Source organism: Bradyrhizobium genosp. A, assembly GCF_049949275.1.
Lineage (GTDB): Bacteria > Pseudomonadota > Alphaproteobacteria > Rhizobiales > Xanthobacteraceae > Bradyrhizobium.
Genome location: NZ_CP188196.1, coordinates 768,275 through 789,823 on the forward strand (window position 1 = coordinate 768,275; position 21,549 = coordinate 789,823).

General features: G+C 63.5%; 21 protein-coding genes. 11 read left to right on the forward strand and 10 right to left on the reverse strand.

Translation table 11 applies throughout. From position 1 onward, the window contains the following. The first annotated feature begins 2 nt into the window (after nucleotides 1-2). The 3 genes from ACP2YP_RS03495 (at nucleotide 3) to ACP2YP_RS03505 (ending at nucleotide 2,767) form a co-directional block, all read left to right on the forward strand. Nucleotides 3-1,007, forward strand: a complete 1,005-nt coding sequence (locus ACP2YP_RS03495; protein ID WP_426422269.1) for an ABC transporter substrate-binding protein — start codon at nucleotides 3-5, stop codon at nucleotides 1,005-1,007. A 172-nt stretch (nucleotides 1,008-1,179) separates the two neighbouring features. Beyond that, on the forward strand, nucleotides 1,180-1,953 hold the full coding sequence (locus ACP2YP_RS03500; RefSeq protein ID WP_426422271.1) for an ABC transporter ATP-binding protein: 774 nt from the start codon (nucleotides 1,180-1,182) through the stop codon (nucleotides 1,951-1,953). After that, nucleotides 1,946-2,767, forward strand: a complete 822-nt coding sequence (locus ACP2YP_RS03505; RefSeq protein ID WP_426422272.1) for an ABC transporter permease — start codon at nucleotides 1,946-1,948, stop codon at nucleotides 2,765-2,767. The genes ACP2YP_RS03500 and ACP2YP_RS03505 overlap by 8 nt, the downstream gene beginning before the upstream one ends. A gap of 117 nt (nucleotides 2,768-2,884) precedes the next feature. Here ACP2YP_RS03505 and gtdA read toward each other — a convergent pair whose 3' ends face one another. After that, a complete protein-coding gene (gene gtdA / locus ACP2YP_RS03510) occupies nucleotides 2,885-3,925 on the reverse strand; it encodes a gentisate 1,2-dioxygenase (protein ID WP_426422274.1) in 1,041 nt (346 codons plus the stop codon). A gap of 109 nt (nucleotides 3,926-4,034) precedes the next feature. On the opposite strand from gtdA, the gene maiA reads away from it, so the two are divergent. Further along, entirely contained in the window at nucleotides 4,035-4,667 is a 633-nt protein-coding gene (maiA, locus tag ACP2YP_RS03515; protein WP_426422276.1) for a maleylacetoacetate isomerase, read from the forward strand. Beyond that, the gene (locus ACP2YP_RS03520; RefSeq protein WP_426422277.1) at nucleotides 4,657-5,169 is read left to right on the forward strand and encodes a MarR family winged helix-turn-helix transcriptional regulator; all 513 of its coding nucleotides are present in this window, start codon (nucleotides 4,657-4,659) and stop codon (nucleotides 5,167-5,169) included. Before maiA ends, ACP2YP_RS03520 begins: the two co-directional genes overlap by 11 nt. Nucleotides 5,170-5,336: 167 nt before the next feature. Here ACP2YP_RS03520 and ACP2YP_RS03525 read toward each other — a convergent pair whose 3' ends face one another. The 5 genes from ACP2YP_RS03525 to ACP2YP_RS03545 all read right to left on the reverse strand — a co-directional run bounded on the left by ACP2YP_RS03525 (nucleotide 5,337) and on the right by ACP2YP_RS03545 (nucleotide 10,596). Further along, nucleotides 5,337-6,950, reverse strand: coding sequence for a benzoate-CoA ligase family protein (locus ACP2YP_RS03525; protein ID WP_426422279.1), 1,614 nt, complete (start codon nucleotides 6,948-6,950; stop codon nucleotides 5,337-5,339). After that, nucleotides 6,947-8,086 (reverse strand): FAD-dependent monooxygenase, encoded by a 1,140-nt coding sequence (locus tag ACP2YP_RS03530; RefSeq protein ID WP_426422281.1) that lies wholly within the window; start codon nucleotides 8,084-8,086, stop codon nucleotides 6,947-6,949. The genes ACP2YP_RS03525 and ACP2YP_RS03530 overlap by 4 nt, the downstream gene beginning before the upstream one ends. A gap of 189 nt (nucleotides 8,087-8,275) precedes the next feature. After that, nucleotides 8,276-8,485, reverse strand: coding sequence for a hypothetical protein (locus ACP2YP_RS03535; RefSeq protein ID WP_426422283.1), 210 nt, complete (start codon nucleotides 8,483-8,485; stop codon nucleotides 8,276-8,278). A gap of 121 nt (nucleotides 8,486-8,606) precedes the next feature. Next, complete coding sequence (locus tag ACP2YP_RS03540) at nucleotides 8,607-9,386, reverse strand: cysteine rich repeat-containing protein (protein WP_426422284.1); 780 nt, start codon at nucleotides 9,384-9,386, stop codon at nucleotides 8,607-8,609. A gap of 208 nt (nucleotides 9,387-9,594) precedes the next feature. Then, the gene (locus tag ACP2YP_RS03545; RefSeq protein ID WP_426422285.1) at nucleotides 9,595-10,596 is read right to left on the reverse strand and encodes an NADP-dependent oxidoreductase; all 1,002 of its coding nucleotides are present in this window, start codon (nucleotides 10,594-10,596) and stop codon (nucleotides 9,595-9,597) included. 218 nt (nucleotides 10,597-10,814) lie between these two features. On the opposite strand from ACP2YP_RS03545, the gene ACP2YP_RS03550 reads away from it, so the two are divergent. Beyond that, nucleotides 10,815-12,110, forward strand: coding sequence for a dicarboxylate/amino acid:cation symporter (locus tag ACP2YP_RS03550; RefSeq protein WP_426422286.1), 1,296 nt, complete (start codon nucleotides 10,815-10,817; stop codon nucleotides 12,108-12,110). 12 nt (nucleotides 12,111-12,122) lie between these two features. Continuing rightward, nucleotides 12,123-13,043, forward strand: a complete 921-nt coding sequence (locus ACP2YP_RS03555) for an amino acid ABC transporter substrate-binding protein (RefSeq protein WP_426422288.1) — start codon at nucleotides 12,123-12,125, stop codon at nucleotides 13,041-13,043. Nucleotides 13,044-13,220: 177 nt separating this feature from the next. Here the strand turns inward: ACP2YP_RS03555 and ACP2YP_RS03560 are convergent, their stop codons facing one another. Further along, nucleotides 13,221-14,021, reverse strand: coding sequence for an ATP-grasp domain-containing protein (locus ACP2YP_RS03560; protein WP_426422289.1), 801 nt, complete (start codon nucleotides 14,019-14,021; stop codon nucleotides 13,221-13,223). A 372-nt stretch (nucleotides 14,022-14,393) separates the two neighbouring features. On the opposite strand from ACP2YP_RS03560, the gene ACP2YP_RS03565 reads away from it, so the two are divergent. From ACP2YP_RS03565 to ACP2YP_RS03575, 3 genes are all read left to right on the forward strand, one after another. Continuing rightward, complete coding sequence (locus ACP2YP_RS03565; RefSeq protein WP_426422291.1) at nucleotides 14,394-15,167, forward strand: ferredoxin--NADP reductase; 774 nt, start codon at nucleotides 14,394-14,396, stop codon at nucleotides 15,165-15,167. A 223-nt stretch (nucleotides 15,168-15,390) separates the two neighbouring features. Next, a complete protein-coding gene (locus tag ACP2YP_RS03570) occupies nucleotides 15,391-17,103 on the forward strand; it encodes an FMN-binding glutamate synthase family protein (protein ID WP_426422292.1) in 1,713 nt (570 codons plus the stop codon). Between the two features lie 106 nt (nucleotides 17,104-17,209). Continuing rightward, nucleotides 17,210-17,449: a PilZ domain-containing protein gene (locus tag ACP2YP_RS03575; RefSeq protein ID WP_426422294.1), complete on the forward strand. Its 240-nt coding sequence runs from the start codon at nucleotides 17,210-17,212 to the stop codon at nucleotides 17,447-17,449. A gap of 19 nt (nucleotides 17,450-17,468) precedes the next feature. Here ACP2YP_RS03575 and ACP2YP_RS03580 read toward each other — a convergent pair whose 3' ends face one another. From ACP2YP_RS03580 to ACP2YP_RS03590, 3 genes are all read right to left on the reverse strand, one after another. Then, a complete protein-coding gene (locus ACP2YP_RS03580; RefSeq protein ID WP_426422296.1) occupies nucleotides 17,469-18,767 on the reverse strand; it encodes a hemolysin family protein in 1,299 nt (432 codons plus the stop codon). 388 nt (nucleotides 18,768-19,155) lie between these two features. Continuing rightward, nucleotides 19,156-19,419 carry a hypothetical protein gene (locus tag ACP2YP_RS03585; protein ID WP_426422297.1) on the reverse strand — a complete coding sequence of 88 codons (264 nt, stop codon included), beginning with the start codon at nucleotides 19,417-19,419 and terminating at the stop codon, nucleotides 19,156-19,158. 139 nt (nucleotides 19,420-19,558) lie between these two features. Continuing rightward, the gene (locus tag ACP2YP_RS03590; RefSeq protein WP_426422299.1) at nucleotides 19,559-20,365 is read right to left on the reverse strand and encodes a creatininase family protein; all 807 of its coding nucleotides are present in this window, start codon (nucleotides 20,363-20,365) and stop codon (nucleotides 19,559-19,561) included. 140 nt (nucleotides 20,366-20,505) lie between these two features. Here ACP2YP_RS03590 and ACP2YP_RS03595 point away from each other — a divergent pair, with 140 nt between their 5' ends. Further along, entirely contained in the window at nucleotides 20,506-21,528 is a 1,023-nt protein-coding gene (locus ACP2YP_RS03595; protein WP_426422300.1) for an ABC transporter substrate-binding protein, read from the forward strand. Nucleotides 21,529-21,549: the final 21 nt, after the last annotated feature.

The window sequence follows — 21,549 nt, forward strand, 5'->3', positions numbered from 1 at the left end:
GGATGATCGGGATTGCGCGGCTCGCGGCAGCTGGCCTTTTGGCGATGATGGCGATGGGCACGGCCCGGGCCGAAGACGCACTGAAGGCCAGGATCGGCGTGCTTCGCCTGTCATCCTCCGCGCCGGTCTTCATCGCGCAGGACAAGGGCTATTTCCGCGAGGCCGGCCTCGACGTCGAGCTGAAGTTCTTCGACGCGGCGCAGCCGATCGCGGTCGCCACTACCTCGGGCGATGTCGATTTCGGCGTCACGGCTTTCACCGCGGGTCTCTACAATCTCGCCGGCAAGGGCGTGCTGAAGGTGATCGGCGGTATGAGCCGCGAGAAGGCCGGCTATCCCCTGATCGGCTATTTCGCCAGCAACAGCGCCTATGCGAGCGGCCTCAAGACGCCGAAGGACCTAGCGGGCAAGCGCATCGCGATGACCCAGGTCGGATCATCCTTCCACTATTCGCTCGGCCTGCTCGCCGGCAAATACGGCTTCAAGCTCGCTGAGGTGAAGATCGTGCCACTCCAGTCATTGTCGAACGCAGCCGCCGCGTTGAAGGGCGAGACAGTCGATGCGGCGCTGCTGCCAATCTCCACCGCACGAAAACTGATGGACGAAGGCGGCGCGAAATTCCTGGGCTGGGTCGGCGACGAGACGCCCTGGCAATTGGGCGCGGTGTTCGCCTCGCCGAAGACACTGACCAACAACGTGCTGGTGACCAAGCTGCTCGGCGCGCTGGCCAAGGCCGATCGCGAATATCACGACGTCATCCTGGCTTCGATGAAGGACGGCACAGCTCCGATCAACGACAAGACAAAGCCGTTGCTGGAGATCATCGCCAAATACACCAATTTGCCGGTCGAGCAGGTGGTCGGCAACTGCGCCTATATCGATCCGGACGGCAAGCTCGACGTCAAGAACGTCGACAACCAGATCAAATGGCTGCAGGAACAGGGATTCGCGGACAAGGGCTTTGATGCGAATACGATCATCGCCAAGGATTTTGTGAAGGCGGATTGATGCTGCGCTCACCTTTCCAGACCCGTCATCCTGAGGTGCTCGCGAAGCGAGCCTCGAAGAATGCACGGCCCGGATGCAGCGGGGCCGCTCATCTTTCGAGGCTCCCATCGCGATGCATTCGCATCGCAATGCTCGCACCTCAGGATGACGGACTGACAGTGAGGCGCCGCCTATGGACCTGATCGCCAACCACATCACCCACCGCTTCGGCGATCTCGCTGTGCTCGATGACGTCTCCTTTACCGTCAGTGCCGGCGAGGTGGTGGCGATCGTGGGTCCCTCCGGCTGCGGCAAGAGCACGCTGCTGTCGATCCTCGGCGGGCTGTTGCAGCCGACCTCCGGCGCACCCGAGTTGCGCGGCGTGCCGCCGGCAGACAGTCTCAATCCGCTGACCTTCGTGTTCCAGGATTTCGCGCTGCTGCCCTGGGCGACGGTGGAGGAGAACGTCGAATTCCCGCTGCTGCATACCCAACTCTCGGCCGCGCAGCGCCGCGCGCTGGTCGATGATGCCTTGCGCCGCACCGGCCTGACCGATTTCCGCGCGACCTATCCGAAGCAGCTCTCGGGCGGCATGCGCCAACGCGTCGGCATTTCGCGCGCGCTTGCGGTGAAGCCTGCGATACTGCTGATGGACGAGCCGCTGTCGGCGCTGGATTCGCAGACGCGCGAGCTGCTGATGGAGGATTTTGTCCGCCTGCTCGCAGATGGCGGCATGGGCGCGGTCTATGTCACGCATAATCTCGAAGAGGCCGCGCGGCTCGCCGACCGCATCGTGGTGCTGTCGCGGCGGCCCGGGCGCATCCGCGAGGTCGTGACGGTGCCGATGACGCGGGCCGCGCGCGGCGAAGCGGCGGCACGAGAGAAATTGCTCGCACTGCAGAACCAGATCTGGTCGCTGATCCGCAACGAGGCGATCGATGCCGAGCGCGAGGTGCAGCATGCTTGATCGCGCGGCGGGTACATCATCCAAGGGCGACGCGACACGGCGTGTCCGCTTCCGCGGTGCGGGCTTCGTGCCCGCCAGCAGCCGCTTCGGCGGCTGGATCGCGCTCGCGCTGGTCATTGCGATCTGGCAAGCGGCGGGCAGCACCGGCCTCGTCAACCCCCTGTTCCTGCCGCCGCCATCGGCCATCGTGCGGGCGATCTACGAACTCGCGCTGTCGGGCGCGCTCTGGCAGCATCTCTCGGCGTCGCTGCTGCGCATCGGCGTCGGCTGGCTGCTCGGCACAGCGGCCGGCGTCGCCGTCGGCTTCGCCATCGGCCTGTCGCGGCTGGCGCGCAGCGTCGGCATCACTTTCATCTCCGCGCTGTTCCCGATCCCGAAGATCGCGCTGCTGCCGCTCTTGATCCTCTGGCTCGGGATCGGCGAGGAGCCGAAGATCGCGACCATTGCGCTCGGGGTGTTCTTCTCGACCGCGATCTCGGTCTATAGCGGCGTCGATGCGGTGCCGCGCAACCTGATCCGCATGGCGCAAAGCTTCAACGTTCCCTTCGCCACCATTGTGCGCAAGGTGGTCTGGCCCGGCGCGCTGCCCGCGATCCTCGCCGGCTTCCGCATCACGTCGTCGGTGGCGCTGCTGCTCGTCGTCAGCGCCGAGATGATCGGCGCCCAATACGGCATCGGCGCCTTCGTGCTCCAGGCCGGCAATCTCATGCAGACCGATCAGCTGCTCGCCGGCGTGGCGATCCTGTCGGTGTTCGGGCTTGTGGTGGGGAAGGTGATTAATTTGCTGGAGACGCGATTGTTGCATTGGCGGTAGTTGCAATCCGCGCTGCCGTAGGGTGGGCAAAGCGATAGCGTGCCCACCATTTCTTTCATCACTTGCGGAGGCATGGTGGGCACGGCGCGTTGCGCCTTTGCCCACCCTACGAGACCGTCAAGCGTTGCCGCGATCCTCGCGAAACAGATCCAGCTTCTGCTGCACCGGCCGGTCCGAGAAGCTGAACAGCACGGCGTCGTCATCCGCCTCGTGTGTCACCCATTGCCAGCTCGGCACCACGAACAGATCGCGCGGGCCCCACTCGAAAACGGCGTCGCCAATGCGGCTGCGGCCTCGGCCTTCGATCGGGCAGAACACGGTCGCATCGGTCGCGCGGTAGCGTGCGGTCTTGAACCCCTTGGGCAGCAACTGAATGAACGTGCCGATGGTCGGCATCGCGAAATCGCCGGTCTCGGGGTTGCTGAACTTGAGCTTCAGCCCGTGGCAGGCGTCCCACTCCTGGCTCGTCCTGGCTTTCTCCAGCGCCTCGCGGGTGAAGGCATAGGGGTAGCTGAAGATCGGCGAGGTCTTCGATGAGCGCTTCACATCGACCGGCAGCAGATTGTGGCCGTAGCGGGCAAAGCTGTCGCCGGCGGGCTTTGTGATCTTCTGCTGGTCTTCCTTGGAGCCTTCCGCGAAGGAGCAGTCGAAGAACTGCACCAGCGGAATATCCAGGCCGTCGAGCCAGAACATCGGCTCGTTGGTCTCGTTGGAATGATCGTGCCAGGTCATCGACGGCGTGATGACGAAGTCGCCGGGCTCCATCGCGGTGCGCTCGCCGTCGACGGCGGTGTGGGCGCCCTTGCCTTCGAGCACGAAGCGCAACGCCGACTGGCTGTGCCGGTGCGCGGGCGCGACGTCGCCGGGCACCACCATCTGCACGCCCGCATAAAGCGATGTCGTGATCTTGGACTGGCCGCGCAGGCCCGGGTTCTCCAGCACCAGCACCCGTCGCTCGGCTTCCTTGGCGGTGATCAGCTTGCCGGCTTCGGTCATGTAGTCGCGGATGATGTCGAACTTCCAGAGGTGCGGGCGGCAAGCGCTCTTCGGCTCCGGCGTGATCAGATCGCTCATCACCGTCCACAGCGCGGTGAGATTTTCGCCGTCGATCTTCTTGTAGAACGCCTCGCGTTCCGGCGTCTTGGTCACGGCTTCCATGGCGCGGCTCCCGTCGTTTTTCTGTAGATTGACAGCATACTGACAATCTTTGTAGCGTCAATGGCAGCCGCTCTTGCTAAGTAACGAGAGAATTCACGGGAGGGTTCCGATGAAGCTGCACGGCTATTTCCGCTCCAGCGCCGCCTACCGCGTGCGGATCGCGCTCAACCTCAAGGGCCTCGGTGCCGAGCATTTGCCGCATCATCTTCGCAAGGGCGAGCAATGCGCCCCTAGCTATCTCGCCATCAATCCGCAGGGCCTGGTGCCGGCGCTGGAGGATGATGCGGGTGCAGTGCTGACGCAATCGGTCGCGATTATCGAATGGCTCGACGAAACGCACCCCAACCCGCCATTGCTGCCGAAGGATCCGCTGCAGCGCGCCAAGGTGCGGGCGTTCGCGCTGGCGATCGCGTGCGACACCCACCCGGTGCAGAATTTGAAGGTGCTGGCGCGGCTGCGCGAGCTCGGACTTGCCGAAGAGAAGGTCCAGGATTGGGCCGCCTGGGTCAATCGCGAGGGGCTGTCGGCCTGCGAGGCGCTGATCAGGGACGAGCCGGGGCCGTTCTGCTTCGGCGCTGCGCCAACGCTTGCCGACCTCTGCCTGGTGCCGCAGCTTGCCAATGCGCGCCGCTTCGGCGTCGATGTCGCGGCATATCCGCGCCTGCTCAAAGCCGAAGCCGCCGCCAAGGCGCTGGCCGCCTTTGCCAATGCCGCACCGGAGAAGCAGCCCGATGCCGAGTAAGCCGCCGCCTCCGATCACGATGGACGCGGTCTATGCCGCGCCGGGCTATCTGTTCCGGCGCATGCAGCAGATCGCGGTCTCGATCTTCATGGAGGAGTGCAAGGCGTTCGATCTGACCCCGGTGCAATATGCGGCGCTGATCGCGATCCACACCCATCCCGGCATCGACGCGACGCGGCTGTCGGCGGTGATCGCCTTCGACCGCTCCACGCTCGGCAGCGTGATCGAACGGCTCCAGGCCAAGGCTTTTGTCGAGCGCAAGCCGGCGCCCGAGGACAAGCGGATCAAGCTGCTCTATCTGACCAAACCGGGCGCCGCGATCCTGCGCGAGATCATCCCCGCGGTCGAACGTGCGCAAGCGCGCATGCTGGAGCCGCTCAAGCCCACCGAGCGCAAGGCGCTAATGGGGCTGATGGCGCAGCTCGTCGATCTCAACAACGAGGCGTCCCGCGTGCCGCTGCGCGCCGAGGATGCGCTGGAGCATTTGGGGAAGACGGGGTGAGGGCGGTGTCACGACCATACGGGTCGCGAGGCTTGCGCGAATCTCGTAGGGTGGGCAAAGGCGCCCTTGCGCCGTGCCCACCATCGCTCCTCAAATGGACTAGAAGCGGTGGGCACGCTTCGCTTTGCCCACCCTACGATTGCTGCGTGTGGGTCTCTGCCCTCACCTCACATCCGCAACAACGCTTGCCGATCGATCTTCCCCGTGCCGGTCTTCGGCAGTTCGTCGATGAAGATCACCTCGCGCGGATATTTGTAAGGAAGCAGCTTGCCCTTGACGTAATCCTGCAGCCTCCGCGTCGCCTCGCTCTGATCGGTGGCACGGTTGTTCATGACAACCACCGCCTTCAGCGTCATGCGCCGATCCGGCAACTCGGCGGCGAACACGGCGCACTCGCGGATATCTGGGTGGTCGGCGAGGCACAGCTCGACCTCCAGCGGGTAGACCCACTGGCCGGAGATCTTGATGAGATCGTCGGCGCGGCCGCGGAAGAAGTGGAAGCCGTCGCTATCGCGCACGAAGCGATCGCCGGTGTAGATCCACCCCGCCTCGCGGATGGTCTCGGCGGATTTGTCCGGCCGGTTCCAGTACAGCGGCGTGTTGGAATCGCCGCGCACCCACAAGATGCCTTCCTCGTTGTCGCCGACGTCGCGCCCGTCCTTGTCGCGCAGCGCGACCTCGTAGCCGGGCACGCGCAAGCCCGCCGCGCCGAGCTTCTTCCGCTCGGGGCGGTTGGAGAGGTAGATGTGCAGCACCTCGGTCGAGCCCAGACCTTCGACGATCTCGAGGCCCGTAAGCGTCTTCCAGCCGTTGAAGACGTCGGCGGAGAGCACTTCGGCTGCCGAGAGCGCCATGCGCAGCGACGAGAAATTCGTCTTGTCCGCGCCCTCGGCCTTGGTCAGCGACGTGTAGAGCGTGGGCAGGCCGAAGAATACCGTTGGCTTGTACTGCTCGATCGCGGCAAAGATCGATGCCGGCTTCGGCTGTCCCGGCAGCAGCAACGTCGCGGCACCGGCTGAGAACGGAAAGGTGACGGAGTTGCCAAAGCCGTAGGCGAAGAAAATCTTCGGCACGGAGAAGCAGATGTCGTCCGGGGTCAGCTTCAGCACATTCTGCGCAAAAGCCGCCTCGCTGTAGGCCATGTCGTGCTGGAGATGCACGATGCCTTTCGGGCGGCCGGTCGAGCCGGAGGAGTACATCCAGAACGCCATCTCGTTGCGATGCGTCGGAGCTTCGGCCAGCTCGGCTGGAGATTGTGCAAGCCAGTCCGCTGCGGCCAACGCCTTCGGCGCCGCGTGATCGCCCACCGCGCCATTGACGACGATCAGCGTGCGCAGCTCCGTGTCCTTGCAGGCCTCGGTGTTGAAACGCGCGCAGAACTCGGCATCCGCCACCGCAACGGCCGCGCCGGAATCGGCGAGATAGAATTGCAGCAGGTCCGGCGGCGTCAGTGTATTGATCAAGAGTGGCACGAAGCCTGCGCGAACCGCGCCGAAGAAGGCGGCCGGATAGGCCGGGGTGTCGTCGAGGAACAGCAGCACGCGGTCGCCGCGCTTCAGGCCGAGCGATGCAAACCCGTTGCCCCAGCGGCAAGCCTCGGCACAGAGCTCGGCATAGGTCCGCATGCCCGCCGGGCCAATCAGCGCGAGCCTGTCGCCGCGGCCCTTGGCGAGATTGTCGAACAGCACGCGGCTGGCGTTGTAGACCTGCGGAACAGCAAAGCCGATCTCGCGGGCGCCCGCGCTATCCGCAGGTACCTGGTCGCGTATCTCGTTGCTCATGCCCCGTCTCCGCCGTTCTTCTCGGCCTCGTAGCGCGCCATGAAGGTCGGCGACATCGCGCGTAGCCGTGAATCGTCGATGCGGCCGGAGCGGGTGATGTAGCTGTAGGCGAAGTCCATCAGGCCAAGCTGCATGTGCTGGGCAAAGTGCTCGTACCAGAGAGCACTGGTGCGCGCAGCATTGACGAGCTTTTGCACCACCGGCTTGCGCGCGGCCTGGTAGCGATGCAGTGCGGTCGACAGATGCACATCCGACTCCAGCGCCTTGACCAGCGCGATCGCATCCTCGATCGCAAGCCGCGTGCCCGAGCCGATTGAGAAATGCGCCGAATGCAGCGCGTCGCCGATCAGCACCATGTTCTTGAACGACCAATGCTCGTTCCAGACCCAGGGAAAGTTGCGCCAGACCGATTTGTTGGAGACCAGGCAGTGGCCGCCAAGCGTATCGGCAAAAACCTCCTCGCAGACGCCCTTGGACTGCTCGACGTCCTTGTAGGCGAAGCCATAGGCCTGCCAGGTCGCATGATCGCATTCGACCAGGAAGGTGCTCATGTTCGGCGAATAGCGGTAGTGGTGCGCATTGAACGCGCCGCGGTCGGTCTTCACGAACGTCTGCGACAGCGTGTCGAAGCGCTTTGAGGTGCCGTACCAGACGAATTTGTTGGAGGAATAGGACAGCGAGGTGCCGAAATCGCCCTCATAGGCGCGGCGCACCAGCGAGTTCAAGCCGTCGGCGGCAACGATCAAATCGTGGCCGTTGAGCTGGTCGATCGCGTGGATCTGGGTGTCGAAGCGCGGGGTGACGCCAGCATCGAGCGCACGCTGCTGCAGGAACTGCAGGAGCTCGAGCCGGCCGATCGAGGAGAAGCCGACGCCGTCGATGGCGACGCTGTCGCCGCCATGGGTCAGCGTGATGTTCTCCCAGCTCTCCATATGCGGCGCGATCGCATCGACTGTCTCGGGGTCGTCGGCGCGCAGGAACTCCAGGGCCTGGTCGGAGAACACAACGCCAAAGCCCCAGGTCGCGTCAGCCCGGTTCTGTTCGAACAGGTCGACTTGATCCTCGGGGTGACGCTTCTTCCAGAGATAGGCGAAGTAGAGCCCACCGGGCCCCCCGCCAATCACGGCGATCCGCAAATTCTGCCTCCCTAATTGACAGTATACTTACTATCTCAGGGTAGACTAATGGGCTCCAGCTTCCCACGCCAGCGGAATTATCGGCAAGCGAGGTGCGCCGCAGCAAAGTCGCGGGCACACGCCTCGCGCGTACCCGAAACCGTCAGTTGCGAATCATAGCCAAACTGCGCCGGATTGACTACCCGCGCGTCAGACGCAGCGCTTCACGTAGACACCATTCACCAGCACCCTGGTACAGCGGACCACTGGCTTGCGGACCACGACGGCGCCGTTCGGTCCGGCGCAACCGGCGCGATAGACGCCGCGGGCACATACCACCGCATTGGCATCGGAGGGCTCGAAGGTCATGGTCGCGGCGAAAGCGAGGAGCGCGGACGCGATGAGCAGGATTGAACGCATGTTGTCCTCCCGGTCTTGTCGTGATTGAAATCGGATATAGGCAAAGATTAGTCGCAAGAGGCGCGCGAAAATTCATCCATGCGCCGCCCAATATCGAATGGCAGCGTGAGCCGCTTGCCGCTTATCGCGCAGCAAATGGTGCCAGCACATCCTTGCAGCCCGGCGACAGCGACGCCGCGTTACTGGCGATGCATTGCACGATGCGGCCGCCGCCGGGCTGGACGCCGGCGCAGAGCGTGCGGATGTCGGCGCCGCAGGCGGAGCGGACGATGAACAGCTCTTCACGCGGCCGCAGCGGGCGCAGTACGATCACCGGGGGCGCGGCCGCCGGCGCGGCTCCGGCAGCGGGTGCGGCAGCAGCTGCCGGCGCGGCTGCTGTGCCGCCGCCACCGGCCGCAGCGGTCACGGCCTTCGCGCAAGCCGCCGAAACCTTGGCCTTGTTCTTCTCCAGGCATTCGAGCGCGGGAGCGCCGCCCGGCTTCACGCTGGCGCAAACCTTGGGATAATCGGCGCGGCACGCGCTCTTGACCGCAGCAACTTGTGCGCTGCTCGGCTGCTTCGGCACCGCCGCTTTCGGAGCGGCTTCTGCGGCCGGCTTCGCCGCAGGCTCGGCAGCGGGCGCTGCTTCGGTCTTCGGCGCTGCAGCCGGCTCAACTGCGCGAACCGCGGTCTGGCATCCCGACGACAGGCTCGACATGTGGCTCTGCAAACATTGATACGCTTCGACGCCGCCGGGCGTCACGCTCGAGCAGTGCGCTATGAAATCCGAGCGGCATGCGGAGCGGATGGCGCTCTTCTGTGCCTCGGTCGGCGCTTGCGCGAATGCGCTTGTTGCAGTTGCGAAGAGCGCTGCGGCGAGCAACGCCTGACGCGTTGATACATGCTTCAACGTGTTGAACATCTGGATGAATCCCGCCCTGTCGGTAACGCCGACGGACTATTAAAAAATGATGCAAACAATCGTCGTGGCTGATGCCGCGCGCTATCCTTGGCCACTTTGGCCACTACCGCAAGTAGATAATACGCGCGGAATTGCGACGTAACTTAGAGCATGATCCGGAAAAGTGTGCAGCGGTTTTCCGAAAAGATCATGCTCAAACAATACGTCATCAGAGCTTGACCATCCGCTTGCCGCGGTTCTCGCCGGCGAGCAATCCGATCAGCGCCTCCGGTGTGTTCTGCAATCCGTCGATGATGTCTTCCTGCACCTTCAGCTTGCCGGACTTGACCCAGGCCTGGAGATCGGCGAGCGCACGCTGGCTCTCCTTCATGTAGTCCATCACGATGAAGCCCTGCATCACCAGCCGCTTCACCACGATCAGACCGGGCACGCCGCGCGGGCTGTGCGCCGACGGTGCGCCGTCATATTGCGAGATCGCACCGCAGCAGGCGATGCGGCCGTAATTGTTCATCTGCGGAATGCACGCTTCGAGAATGTCGCCGCCGACATTGTCGAAATAGACGTCGATGCCCTTCGGTGCGGCCGCGCGCAACGCCTTGAACGTTGCGCCGTCCTTGTAGTCAACCGCCGCATCGAAGCCGAGCTCGGAGGTCAGCCACTGGCACTTGTCCGCGCCGCCGGCGATACCGATCACGCGGCATCCTTTGATCTTGGCGATCTGTCCGACGATCGAGCCGACCGAGCCCGCAGCCGCCGAGACCACGACGGTCTCGCCTTCCCTGGGCTTGCCGACCTCAAGCAGGCCGAAATAGGCGGTGAGGCCGGCGATGCCGAACACGCTGAGCAGATGCGTCATCGGCTCCAGCTTCGGCATTTTCGTCAGATGCTTTGCGGGCACTGCGGCAAACTCCTGCCAGCCGGTGTCGCCGAAAACGATGTCGCCGGCCGTAAGCTCCGGTGCCTTCGAACTGACGACCTCGGCGATGCCACCTCCCGCCATCACGCTATTCGCCTCGACCGCCGAGCGATACGTCGCGCCGTGCATCCAGGCACGGTTGGCGGCATCGAGCGAGATGTAACGAACGCGCAACAAGGCCTCGCCGTCCTTCGGCTCAGGCATCGTGCCTTCCACCATTTTGAAATGCTCGGGGCCGAGCTTGCAGCTGGGCTTTTCCACCAGAAGAATCTGGCGATTGATCTGTCCACTCATGGCGTTCCCCTCACTGATTATTTGACGATTATTGATGCAGCCGCCGCAAAGAAAACGTGCAAGCCGCATTCGTTGTGCGCTGCATGAAGGCTAGATCGCTGCGTCCAGTTTCGCAACGGGAACATCCGACCATCCAACCATCCAACTGCACGCAAAGCGTGTTGCGTCGCTGTCATATCTGCGACATCATGAAGCGGCCGGTGTAGCGGGGGTAGTCAATGTCGAACAGGTTTACGCAATACATCTTGTTGGCGATGGTGCTCGGCATCATCATGGGCTCGGCGATCTTCAACTTTATGCCCGATACACGGGCCGACTGGGCCTCGTCCATCAACCTGATTGCCGTGATCTTCCTGCGCCTGATCAAGATGATCATTGCGCCGCTGGTGTTCGCGACCCTGGTCGGCGGCATCGCCCATATGGGTTCGGGCTCGAAGCTCGGCCGCATCTTCGCCAAGACCATGGGCTGGTTCGTCAGCGCCTCCTTCATCTCGCTGCTGCTCGGCCTCGTGATGGTCAATCTGCTCCAGCCCGGTGCCAACTTCCCCGGCACGCTGCCTGACAAGGCGCAATCGACCGGCCTGCCGGTCTCCGCCTTCTCGATCGAGAAATTCCTGACCCATCTGATCCCGACCTCGATCGCGGACGCGATGGCGCAGAACGAGATCCTCCAGATCGTGATCTTCGCGGTGTTCTTCTCGGTGGCGATGGGCGCGCTGCCCGAGCGCTCCAAGCAGATCCTGTCGCTGATCGACGATCTTGGCCACATCATGCTGAAGGTGACGAGCTATGTGATGCTGTTCGCACCGTTCGCGGTGTGGGCCGCCATCACCGCAACGGTCGCGAAGAACGGGTTGCTGGTGCTCTGGAAGCTCATCGTGTTCATGGGCGGCTTCTATCTCTCGCTCTTCCTTCTCTGGGGCATCCTGGTCATCGTCGGCTTCATCGTGATCGGGCCGCGCTACAGCCATCTCCTCAGGCTGATCCGCGAACCGCTGATGATCGCGTTCTCCACCGCGAGCTCGGAGGCCGCCTACCCGAAGACGCTCGAGGGCCTCAACCGCTTCGGCGCCTCGTCGCGAATCTCGAGCTTCGTGCTGCCGCTCGGCTACTCCTTCAATCTCGACGGCACGATGATGTACTGCACCTTCGCCAGTATCTTCATCGCGCAGACCTACCACATCGAGATGCCGCTCGCGACGCAGCTCGCGATGCTGGCAACGCTGATGATCACCTCGAAGGGCGTCGCCGGCGTGCCGCGCGCCTCCCTCGTCGTGATCGCGTCGACCTTGTCGCAGTTCGGCATCCCCGAGGCCGGCCTGCTCATGATCATGGGCATCGACACCTTCCTCGACATGGGCCGCAGCGCCACCAACGTGATCGGCAACACGCTGGCGACCTCGGTCGTGGCGAAGTGGGAAGGCGAGCTCGGGCCCGAGCATGCGATGGGACCGGGCGATGTGGTGCCCGGCGACATGGTGCCGGGCGAAGTGCCTGCGATGGCCGGCCACTGACGGGAGTGCGACATGCGCCCTTTGACGGCGATTTCGGGTGGCCTGTTGCTGGCAGCGTGCCTGCTGGCAACGGGCGCCTCGGGGCAGACCGGCGGCAGCGAAGGGCTTAGCCCGACGCTATCAGCCATCAAGAACGCGCACACCGTGCGGCTCGGCTATCGCGAAAGCTCGCCGCCGTTCTCCTTCCTCGATCAGTCGGGCCGTCCGATCGGCTACAGCCTCGAACTCTGCGAGGCCATCGTCGAGGAGATCGGCGTCGAGGTCGACGATCCCAATCTGAAGATCGACTACGTCAAGGTCACCTCGGACGACCGCATCGACGCCGTGCTTCAGAACAAGATCGATCTGGAATGCGGCTCGACCACGGCCAATTCCGAGCGCGGCAAGCGCGTCGCTTTCTCGCCGCTGATGTTCGTCGCCGGCACCAAGCTGATGGTGCCGAAGGCATCAAGCGTCCAGTCGCTGACCGATCTGAAGGGCAAGACCATCGTGGTGACGAAGGGCACCACCAACGAGCAGGCGATCCAGGCGGCCGACAAGAAGTTTTCGCTGGGCTTGAACATCGTCGTAGGCGCCGACCACGAGCAGTCCTACCAGATGCTGGTCGACGGCAAGGCTGACGCGTTCGCGACCGACGACATCTTGCTCTCGGGCCTGATTGTTCGTCACAAGTCCCAGGACAAGTTCCGCGTCACCGGTGACTATCTGTCCTACGACCCCTACGGCATCATGTTCCGCAAGGGCGAGCCGCAATTGTCAGCCGTGGTCGACCGGACCTTCCGCAAGCTCGGCTCCAACCACGACCTCGTTCCGCTCTACAACAAATGGTTCACCGCGCGGATGCCGACTGGCGAACGGATGAACGTGCCGATCTCGCTGCAACTCGAAGAAGCCTTCAAGGCGATGGACGATTCCGCCAGCGCGAATAATTAGGTCTTACTTCCTTCTCCCCTTGAGGGAGAAGGTGGCGCGAAGCGCCGGATGAGGGGTTGCTTCGGCGAATTCAGGCGCGAGAAGCTCACGCGCGGAGAGAGACCCCTCACCCGGCTCACCGCTACGCGGTGAGCCACCCTCTCCCACAAGGGGCGAGGGTTCACCGTGCTCGCGGCCCTAGTCCTCCCCAAACACCCGATCCAGCGCCGCGTCATACGTCGCCTGCACCAGCTCCGGATGCAGCTTCGCCAGCGCCTCCATCATCACGCCGGAATTGATTTCCAGCACTTTCCACGCGCCACCCACGCACACCACGTCAATTGATGCAAAGACGATTCCGATGGCGCTCGCGGCGTTGGTCGCGAGCTTCACGCAGGCCGTGCGGACCTCGCCGTGCTCCAGCAGCACGGGCTTTGCGCCGGCATCGAGATTGTGACGCCAATCCGAGCCGCGCTGCTTGCTGTAGACGACGAAGGGCACCTCATCGAGCAGGATCACGCGGACCTCGTCCTCGATCTCGACATAAGGCGAGATCACGAGCCCTGTGCTCATCGAGAAGACTTCGCCGGCCGCGCGGTCGAGCTCCGTCTCTGTCGTCACCCTGAAGACCGATCGTCCTGACGTCCCCTCGTTGGGCTTCACCACCACGCCTTGCGGATTGTCGTGAAGCAGCCCAAGCATGGCCTCTCGCCAGGTGACGCCAACAACCTTCTCGCCCAGCTTCGGATTGAGGAAGAGGTGATGCGGAATACAGGGCAAGCCTGCAAGCGACAGCACCTCGGCGGTCGCCGATTTGTCGTTGGCGAGGCGGTGCGCGATCGCGCCGTTGAGGCCGATGTCGTAGCCGAAGGCGAAGCGGCGCATCTCGCCACGGCGCATCGCGATCAGCCAGCCACTGGCGCGGACATCGACATCGATGCCATGGCGCGCACCATAGCCCCTGATCGCCTGGACGAAGATCCGCTCGCCGCTTGCCATGTCCTGATCGTTCCCGTCGCCCAAAGCCGCAAAAATGCGGGAAACAGCGCCAAAGCGGGGTGAAGGTCAGAGCTATTCTTAATGAAATTCTCGCGAGCAGAACGGAAATTAAGTGCTGCTTTTGCGCCCGAAAGGGAAAAGAAATTGCTCTCTGCGCAGCCCCGGCAGCAGATCCGTTAATGATGTGGCCGTTTCCGCCGTAAATGCCGCTTTGACCGGCATCAATTGCATCCGGAACGAGGTTGATTATTGGTCTCAATGGCGTAGATCACACACGCGAAATCCTCCGCCATGGCAATGGTGTCCGCCCCGTTTTCAGGGCCGGGCAACGCTTTTGCCCTAAAACCGCAATTATTCGGAATATCGAAAATCATGAGCGCGTTTTACCGAGAGAAGGTTCTTTCCGTCCAGCACTGGACCGACACGCTGTTCAGCTTCCGCGCGACGCGCGATACCGGCTTCCGCTTCCAGAACGGCCAGTTCGCGATGATCGGCCTCGAAGTCGACGGCCGTCCGCTGCTGCGCGCCTACAGCATGGCCAGCGCCAATCACGAGGAAGAGCTCGAGTTCTTCTCGATCAAGGTGCAGGACGGTCCGCTGACCTCGCGCCTGCAGAAGATCAAGGAAGGCGACACCATCCTGGTCGGCCGCAAGGCGACCGGCACGCTGATCACCGACAACCTCATCCCCGGCAAGCGGCTGATGCTGCTCTCGACCGGCACCGGCCTCGCGCCCTTCGCCAGCCTGATCAAGGACCCCGAGGTCTATGACCAGTTCGAGAGCATCGTGCTGGTGCACGGCTGCCGCCAGGTCTCCGAGCTCGCCTATGGCGAGAAGCTCGTCGCGAATTTGCGCGAGGACGAGCTGTTCGGTGAGCTGCTCGCGGACAAGCTGATCTACTATCCGACCGTGACCCGCGAGCCGTTCCGCAACCGCGGCCGCATCACGGATCTCATCAACTCCGGGCAGATCTTCAACGACATCGGCCAGGGCCCGCTCGACATCGCAACAGACCGCATCATGATGTGCGGCAGCCCGGCGATGCTCGAAGAGCTGAAGGTGATGTTCGAAGGCCGCGATTTCATCGAAGGCTCCGGCAACAAGCCCGGCCATTTCGTGATCGAGAAGGCGTTCGTCGAGCGGTAAGCGCCGCTTCCCGCGGCGATTGGCCGCCTCTACGCTGATCCGGGTCACGGCTGAGACCGCCGCCGCTCACCCTGGTCCCCTGAGGCCATCTCTGTTGCACTGCAATAACCGCCATCGGGCTGATTGATTTGTCCCGGCCGAATTCGCTAGCCTTGAAACAAAGGCCGCGTCATATCCGTATGGCAGGCGAAGGCGTATCGTACCGCCTCATGCTGGCGAGAGGATGGGAATCGTGGCCGACAACAACAAGATGCAGGAAGCGCCCAACTCCCCATCCCCCAGGCGCCTGCCGCTGGCGGAGGAAGGGATCATGGAAACCCTGCTGCTTCCATTCTCGCCGCGCTTCATCATCCTGACGATCTGCGCGGTCGTCACCGCACTGCTGATCGGCATCGGCATCGCCGACCGCAAGATCTTCGGCATCCTGCTGATCCCGATCGCGATCTTCGGCGCGCTGACGGTTCTCGGCGTCCGCGATCTCATGCAGAAGGGCCATGCGGTTCTGCGCAACTACCCGATCTCGGCGCATATCCGGTTCCTGCTCGAAGAGATCAGGCCGGAGATGCGGCAGTATTTCTTCGAGAGCGAGAAGGACGGCATGCCGTTCTCGCGCGACATCCGCGCGGTGGTTTATCAACGCGCCAAGATGCAGCTCGACAAGCGCCCGTTCGGCACCCAGGAGGATGTCTATCGCCAGGGCTATGAGTGGATGCATCACTCGGTGTCGCCGCAGGCGCATGCCGAGGAGAAGTTTCGCGTCACGATCGGCGGGCCGGACTGCGCAAAACCCTATTCGGCCTCGGTGTTCAACATCTCGGCGATGAGCTTTGGCGCGCTTAGCCCGAACGCGGTGCGCGCGCTCAATGCGGGCGCGAAGAAGGGTGGATTCGCGCACGACACGGGCGAGGGCGGCTTCAGCCCCTATCACCGCGAGATGGGCGGCGACATCATCTGGGAGATCGGCTCCGGCTATTTCGGCTGCCGTCATCTCGACGGCACCTTCGATCCCGAGGCTTTCGCGCGCGTTGCGAGCCAGGACCAGATCAAGATGGTCGAGCTCAAGATCAGCCAGGGCGCCAAGCCCGGCCATGGCGGCGTGTTGCCGGCAGCGAAGGTCTCAGAGGAGATTTCCAAGATCCGCGGCGTCTCGATGGGCGAGGACTGCATCTCGCCGGCCTCGCACCGCGCCTTCTCCACGCCCACCGGCATGATGCAGTTCATCGCCGAGATGCGGAAACTTTCCGGCGGCAAGCCGGCCGGCTTCAAGCTCTGCATCGGCCACCCCTGGGAGTTTCTGGCGATCTGCAAGGCGATGCTGGAGACCGGCATCTATCCTGATTTCATCGTCGTCGATGGCAACGAGGGCGGCACCGGTGCTGCGCCGCTGGAATTCATGGATCATCTGGGCATGCCGATGCGCGAGGGCGTCAATTTCGTCCATAACGCTCTGGTCGGCATCAATGCGCGCGACCGCATCAAGATCGGCGCGTCCGGCAAGATCGCCACCGCCTTCGACATGGCGCGCGCCATGGCGATCGGCGCCGACTGGTGCAATTCGGCGCGCGGCTTCATGTTCTCGCTCGGCTGCATCCAGTCGCTGAGCTGCCACACCGACCGTTGTCCGACCGGGGTTGCGACGCAGGATCCGACGCGGGCGCGCGCGCTCTACGTGCCGCTCAAGATCGATCGCGTGCACAATTATCACCACGCCACGCTGCACTCGCTGACCGAGCTGATCGCGGCAGCCGGCCTGACCCATCCGCAGGAGCTGCGTCCGGTCCATTTCAGCCAGCGGACCTCGACGACCAACGTGCAGTCGTTCGCGCAGCTTTATCCGGTGCTGCGCCCGGGCGAGCTGCTCGAAGGCACGGAAGACCCTCGGTTCCGCGACGCCTGGCGGATGGCGCGGGCGGATTCGTTTCAGCCGGCGCTGTGAGCGCCCGGCCACCGGATGATACCGCTAGTTCCTGCGGCGGCGCGAATTTATGAGGAATAGGGTAGCGCTTCAACGTTTGTGTCAGCTTCGGGTGTAAATTGGCCCCATGGATGAACGGCGTGACAAAAGCAGGCATCGGGTGCTGAAAGCCGGAACCATCGAGTTCGGCGGCGGCGCGATCGACTGCACTATCCGCAATTTCTCCGACACCGGCGCGGCACTCGATGTCACCAGTCCGGTCGGCATCCCCGAACGGTTCACCCTGGCGATTAAGGCCGACGGAACGCATCTGCCCTGCACTGTGGTCTGGCGCAAGGAGAAGCGGATCGGGGTGAGGTTCGGGTGAGCGGCACGCGGCCACCTGTTCACCCGGTCTCGACTTCACCCGACCGGCTCGCCAGGATCTTGTCGATCCTCCTGCCGTCGAGATCGACCACCTCGATATGCCAGCCACCGAGGTCGAAGGCATCGCCGACATTGGGCAGCACGGTGAATTGCTGCAGCATCAGTCCAGCCACTGTGTTGTAGCGGTGATACGGCGGCAGTTCGATGCCGAGGAGCTCGCCGAACTCGTCGATCGGCATCCAGCCAGAGACGAGGAGCGAGCCATCTGCGCGCTTGACGTAGGCCGGCTCCGGCGGGCCTTCCTCGGAATGGAAGGCGCCGACGATCGATTCCAGAATGTCAGCCGCCGTGACCACGCCTTCAAACGCGCCGTATTCGTCATAGACGAAGCCGACATGCACCGGCGCGGCCTTCAGGATGGCGAGCACGTCGCGGGCATCCGCCGATGCAGGAATGCTCGGGGCCTCGCGGACAAGCGCTCGAAGATCCGGCGTGCGTTCGCTCATATACGCGACCAGCAGGTCTTTGGCCTGGAGCACGCCGATCGGCTTGTCGCGATCGCCGTCTGATGCGGGAAAGCGCGAATGTGGGCTCTTCGCGATGATCGCTTGAATGATGTCCGGAGCATCGCTCAGGTCGATCTCGTCGACCTCGGTGCGCGGCGTCATCACGGCACCGACCGGGCGGTCGCCGAGCCGCATCACGCCGGCGATCATCTCTTTCTCACCGGGCTCGAGCACGCCGGCGCTTTCGGCTTCGCTGACGAGATGATGGATCTCGTCCTCCGACACCTTCTCCTCGGCCTTGCCGCCGCGGCCGAGCAGCGCGAGGATCAGCTTGCCGGAGAGGTCGAGCAGAAACACCAGCGGCAGCGAGACCCGCGCCAGCACATGCATCGCCGGCGCGACCTTGACCGCGATGCTTTCGGGATCGCGCAGCGCGACCTGCTTCGGCACCAGCTCGCCGACGATCAGGGTCGCATAGGTGATGATGGTGACGACGATGCCGACGCCGACGATATCGGCAAGGCCCGAGGACAGGCCGAGCTCGACCAGCCATTGCGTCAGCCGCTGCCCGAGCGTCGCGCCGGAGAACGCACCCGAGAGCACGCCGACCAGCGTGATGCCGATCTGTACCGTCGAGAGGAACTTTCCGGGATCGGCGGCCAGTATCAGCGCGCGCTCGGCGCCGCGCACGCCCTTGGCGGCAAGCAGCGACAGCCGCGCCGGGCGTGATGAGACCACGGCCAATTCGGACATAGACAGCAGGCCGTTGATGACGATCAGGACGACGACGATGGTGAGTTCGACGGACAACATTGTGCGCAAGGGGGAGGGACATTGAGCCCGGCGGACGCCGGACCAAGCGCTTCATATAAGAAGCCGGTGCGCGTTTTGCCCGGTTCGGAACAAACTGTCGCACCGCGTTGAATGTGCCTGCGAAGGCTCAGAAAATGCCTGCGTCGATGCCAGGATCCCGATCAGGATCGATCCAATTGAGACCCGCCAGTTCATGCTCGCCCTCCAGCCACCTATCCGTATCGTGGCACGCGGAGCGTGCAATCGAAAGCAGCCGGCATTGTCGCGGTGTGAAAAAGGATGACCCCGCCCGGGGGACAGCCGGGCGGGGTCGGGGGCACGACACGGGGTGGATGAGGCGCCCGTGTCGGACGCAGGATCCACGTAAGATCGGCCTCAGATACCTAGATCAGTAGCAAGTGCGAACGCTGCCGACATACTGGCCGAAGGCGTTGTAGCGGGGGGTCCAGCCGCAGCGGTGATAGCCGTAGTAATAGGGCTGGCTGCTGGCGGCGACTGCGGTGCCGACGATGGCGGCGGTCGCGATGCCGGCGCCGACGCCCCACCCCCAGCCGAGCGGCTTGGCCTGAGCGGTCGAAGTCGTGGAAGCGACGCCAGCGGTGACAGTGAGGGCCGCGAGCGCGAGTGCGGCAATCTTGGTCTTGATCGACATGTGAAACTCCATCCGGGTTGAGGCGGTCCGTTGTGGTCCGCGTGCCCAATTGGACGGAGGCTTGCCGAAACCGGTTCGAAAACGCCCTAGGTGGCCTGAGATTCCAGCTCTTTCCTGAATTATTTCAGATAGATGCGAGTTAGCCGAGGGGGCCCTTGACGAGCCTGTTCACGTCGAAGTTATCGACCTCAGTCAGCAACTCACAGAAGGCGCGCGCGCCCTGATCGAGAAGCTGCTCGCCTTTCTCGGCCACGGCCAGCGTTGCGTTGCCGATGGCGCCGCTGGGGTTGAGATCCTGCGCCTGCCAGGCAAAGGGCGCGGGCCGCTGCGTCGAAAGCCAGCGATATTGTTTCTCCATCGCGATGCTGCTCGCGGGAAAATCCGCGATCGCATTGGCGCGCACCTGCTCGGGATAGCGCGCCAGCATGATCGAGGTCTCGATCGCGCCGCCATGGATGCCGTGGCGCACTTCATCGGCCGGGAACAGTTTTTCCGCGCCCGACAGGCGCGACCACGACGTCGTCACCACGAACAGTTTTTGATGCGCACGAAGATCCTGCGCCACCAGCATCATGGCCGCGCTGTTGCCGCCATGGCTGGTGATGATGACGAGTTTTTTCACGCCGTGTCGCGCGACGCCCTCGCCGATGGCGGTCCAGCGCTTCAGCGCCACCTCGGTCGGCAGCGTCTGCGTGCCCGGATAGTCGATATGCTCGGTGGAAATCCCGATCGGTTCAACGGGCAGGAACGTGGCCGGAATGGTCGCTGGCAGCACCTCCTGCACGCGTGCAAGATAGGCGTCCGCGATCAGCACGTCGGTCTCGAGCGGCAGATGCGGGCCGTGCTGCTCGGTCGCCGCCAGCGGCAGCACTGCGATCCAGCGCGATACGTCCGCAGGGTTCGCATCGGCCCAGCGGATCTCGGTCCAGTCGCGGGAAGGCGTCATCAAGGTTTCTTTGCCCGAATTTGTCACGTAGTTTGGTGTTATGGAGGGGACGCGGGCCTGGCCGGCTCGCGTCCCCGAATGTCTTGCGGTTTTATCGTGTTGTTTTCACATCGGCCAGACTCGATCAACGGAGTGCATTCATGAGCCCTTCCCATCTGCGGCGAGCGTTAACGGCAGGCTTGCTGGCCACGGTCGTGTCGATCCTGCCGGCGCGTGCGGAAACCCTGGACAAGGTCACATTCGGCACCAATTGGGTCGCCGAGGCCGAGCATGGTGGCTTCTTCCAGGCGGTCGCCGACGGCACCTACAAGAAATATGGGCTCGACGTCACCATCGTTCCGGGTGGGCCCAACGAGAACAACCGGATGCTGCTGATCGCCGGCAAGATCGATTTCTTCATGGCCGCGAACACGCTGATGTCGTTCGATGCGGTCGCCAACAACGTCCCCGTGGTGACCATCGCTGCGGTGTTCCAGAAAGACCCGCAGGTGATGCTGACGCAGCCGGATGCGAAGGTCACCAAGATCGAGGACCTCAAGCCGCTGACGCTGTTCGTCTCCAAGGAAGGCATGGGCAGCTACTTCCAATGGCTGAAGTCCGAATACGGCTTCAGCGAGAAGAACGTCCGGCCCTATAATTTCAATCCGCAGCCCTTCATCGCCAACCCCAAGAGCGCGATGCAGGGCTACGTCACCTCCGAGCCCTTCGCGGTCGAGAAGGCCGCGGGCTTCAAGCCCAACGTCATCTTGCTCGCCGATGCCGGCTTCAACACCTATTCGACCCTGATCGAGACCCGCCGCGAGCTGGTCGAGAAGAAGGCGGACCTGGTGCAGCGCTTCGTCGATGCCTCCATGATCGGCTGGTACAATTACATCTACGGCGACAATTCCGCCGGCAATGCCATGATCAAGACGCTCAATCCGGAGATGACCGACGATCTGCTCGCCTATTCCGTCGCCAAGATGAAGGAGTACGGCATCGTCGATTCCGGCGACAGCCTGAAGAACGGCATCGGCGCGATGAGCGACGATCGCTACACCTCCTTCTTCGACAAGATGGTGAAGGCCGGCGTCGTGAAGGGCGATCTCGACTTCCGCAAGTCCTACACGCTGCGCTTCGTCAACAAGGGCGTCGGTGTCGAGCTGCGCCCCGCCAAGCCGTAACCGTATGCTGCGATCGGAGCG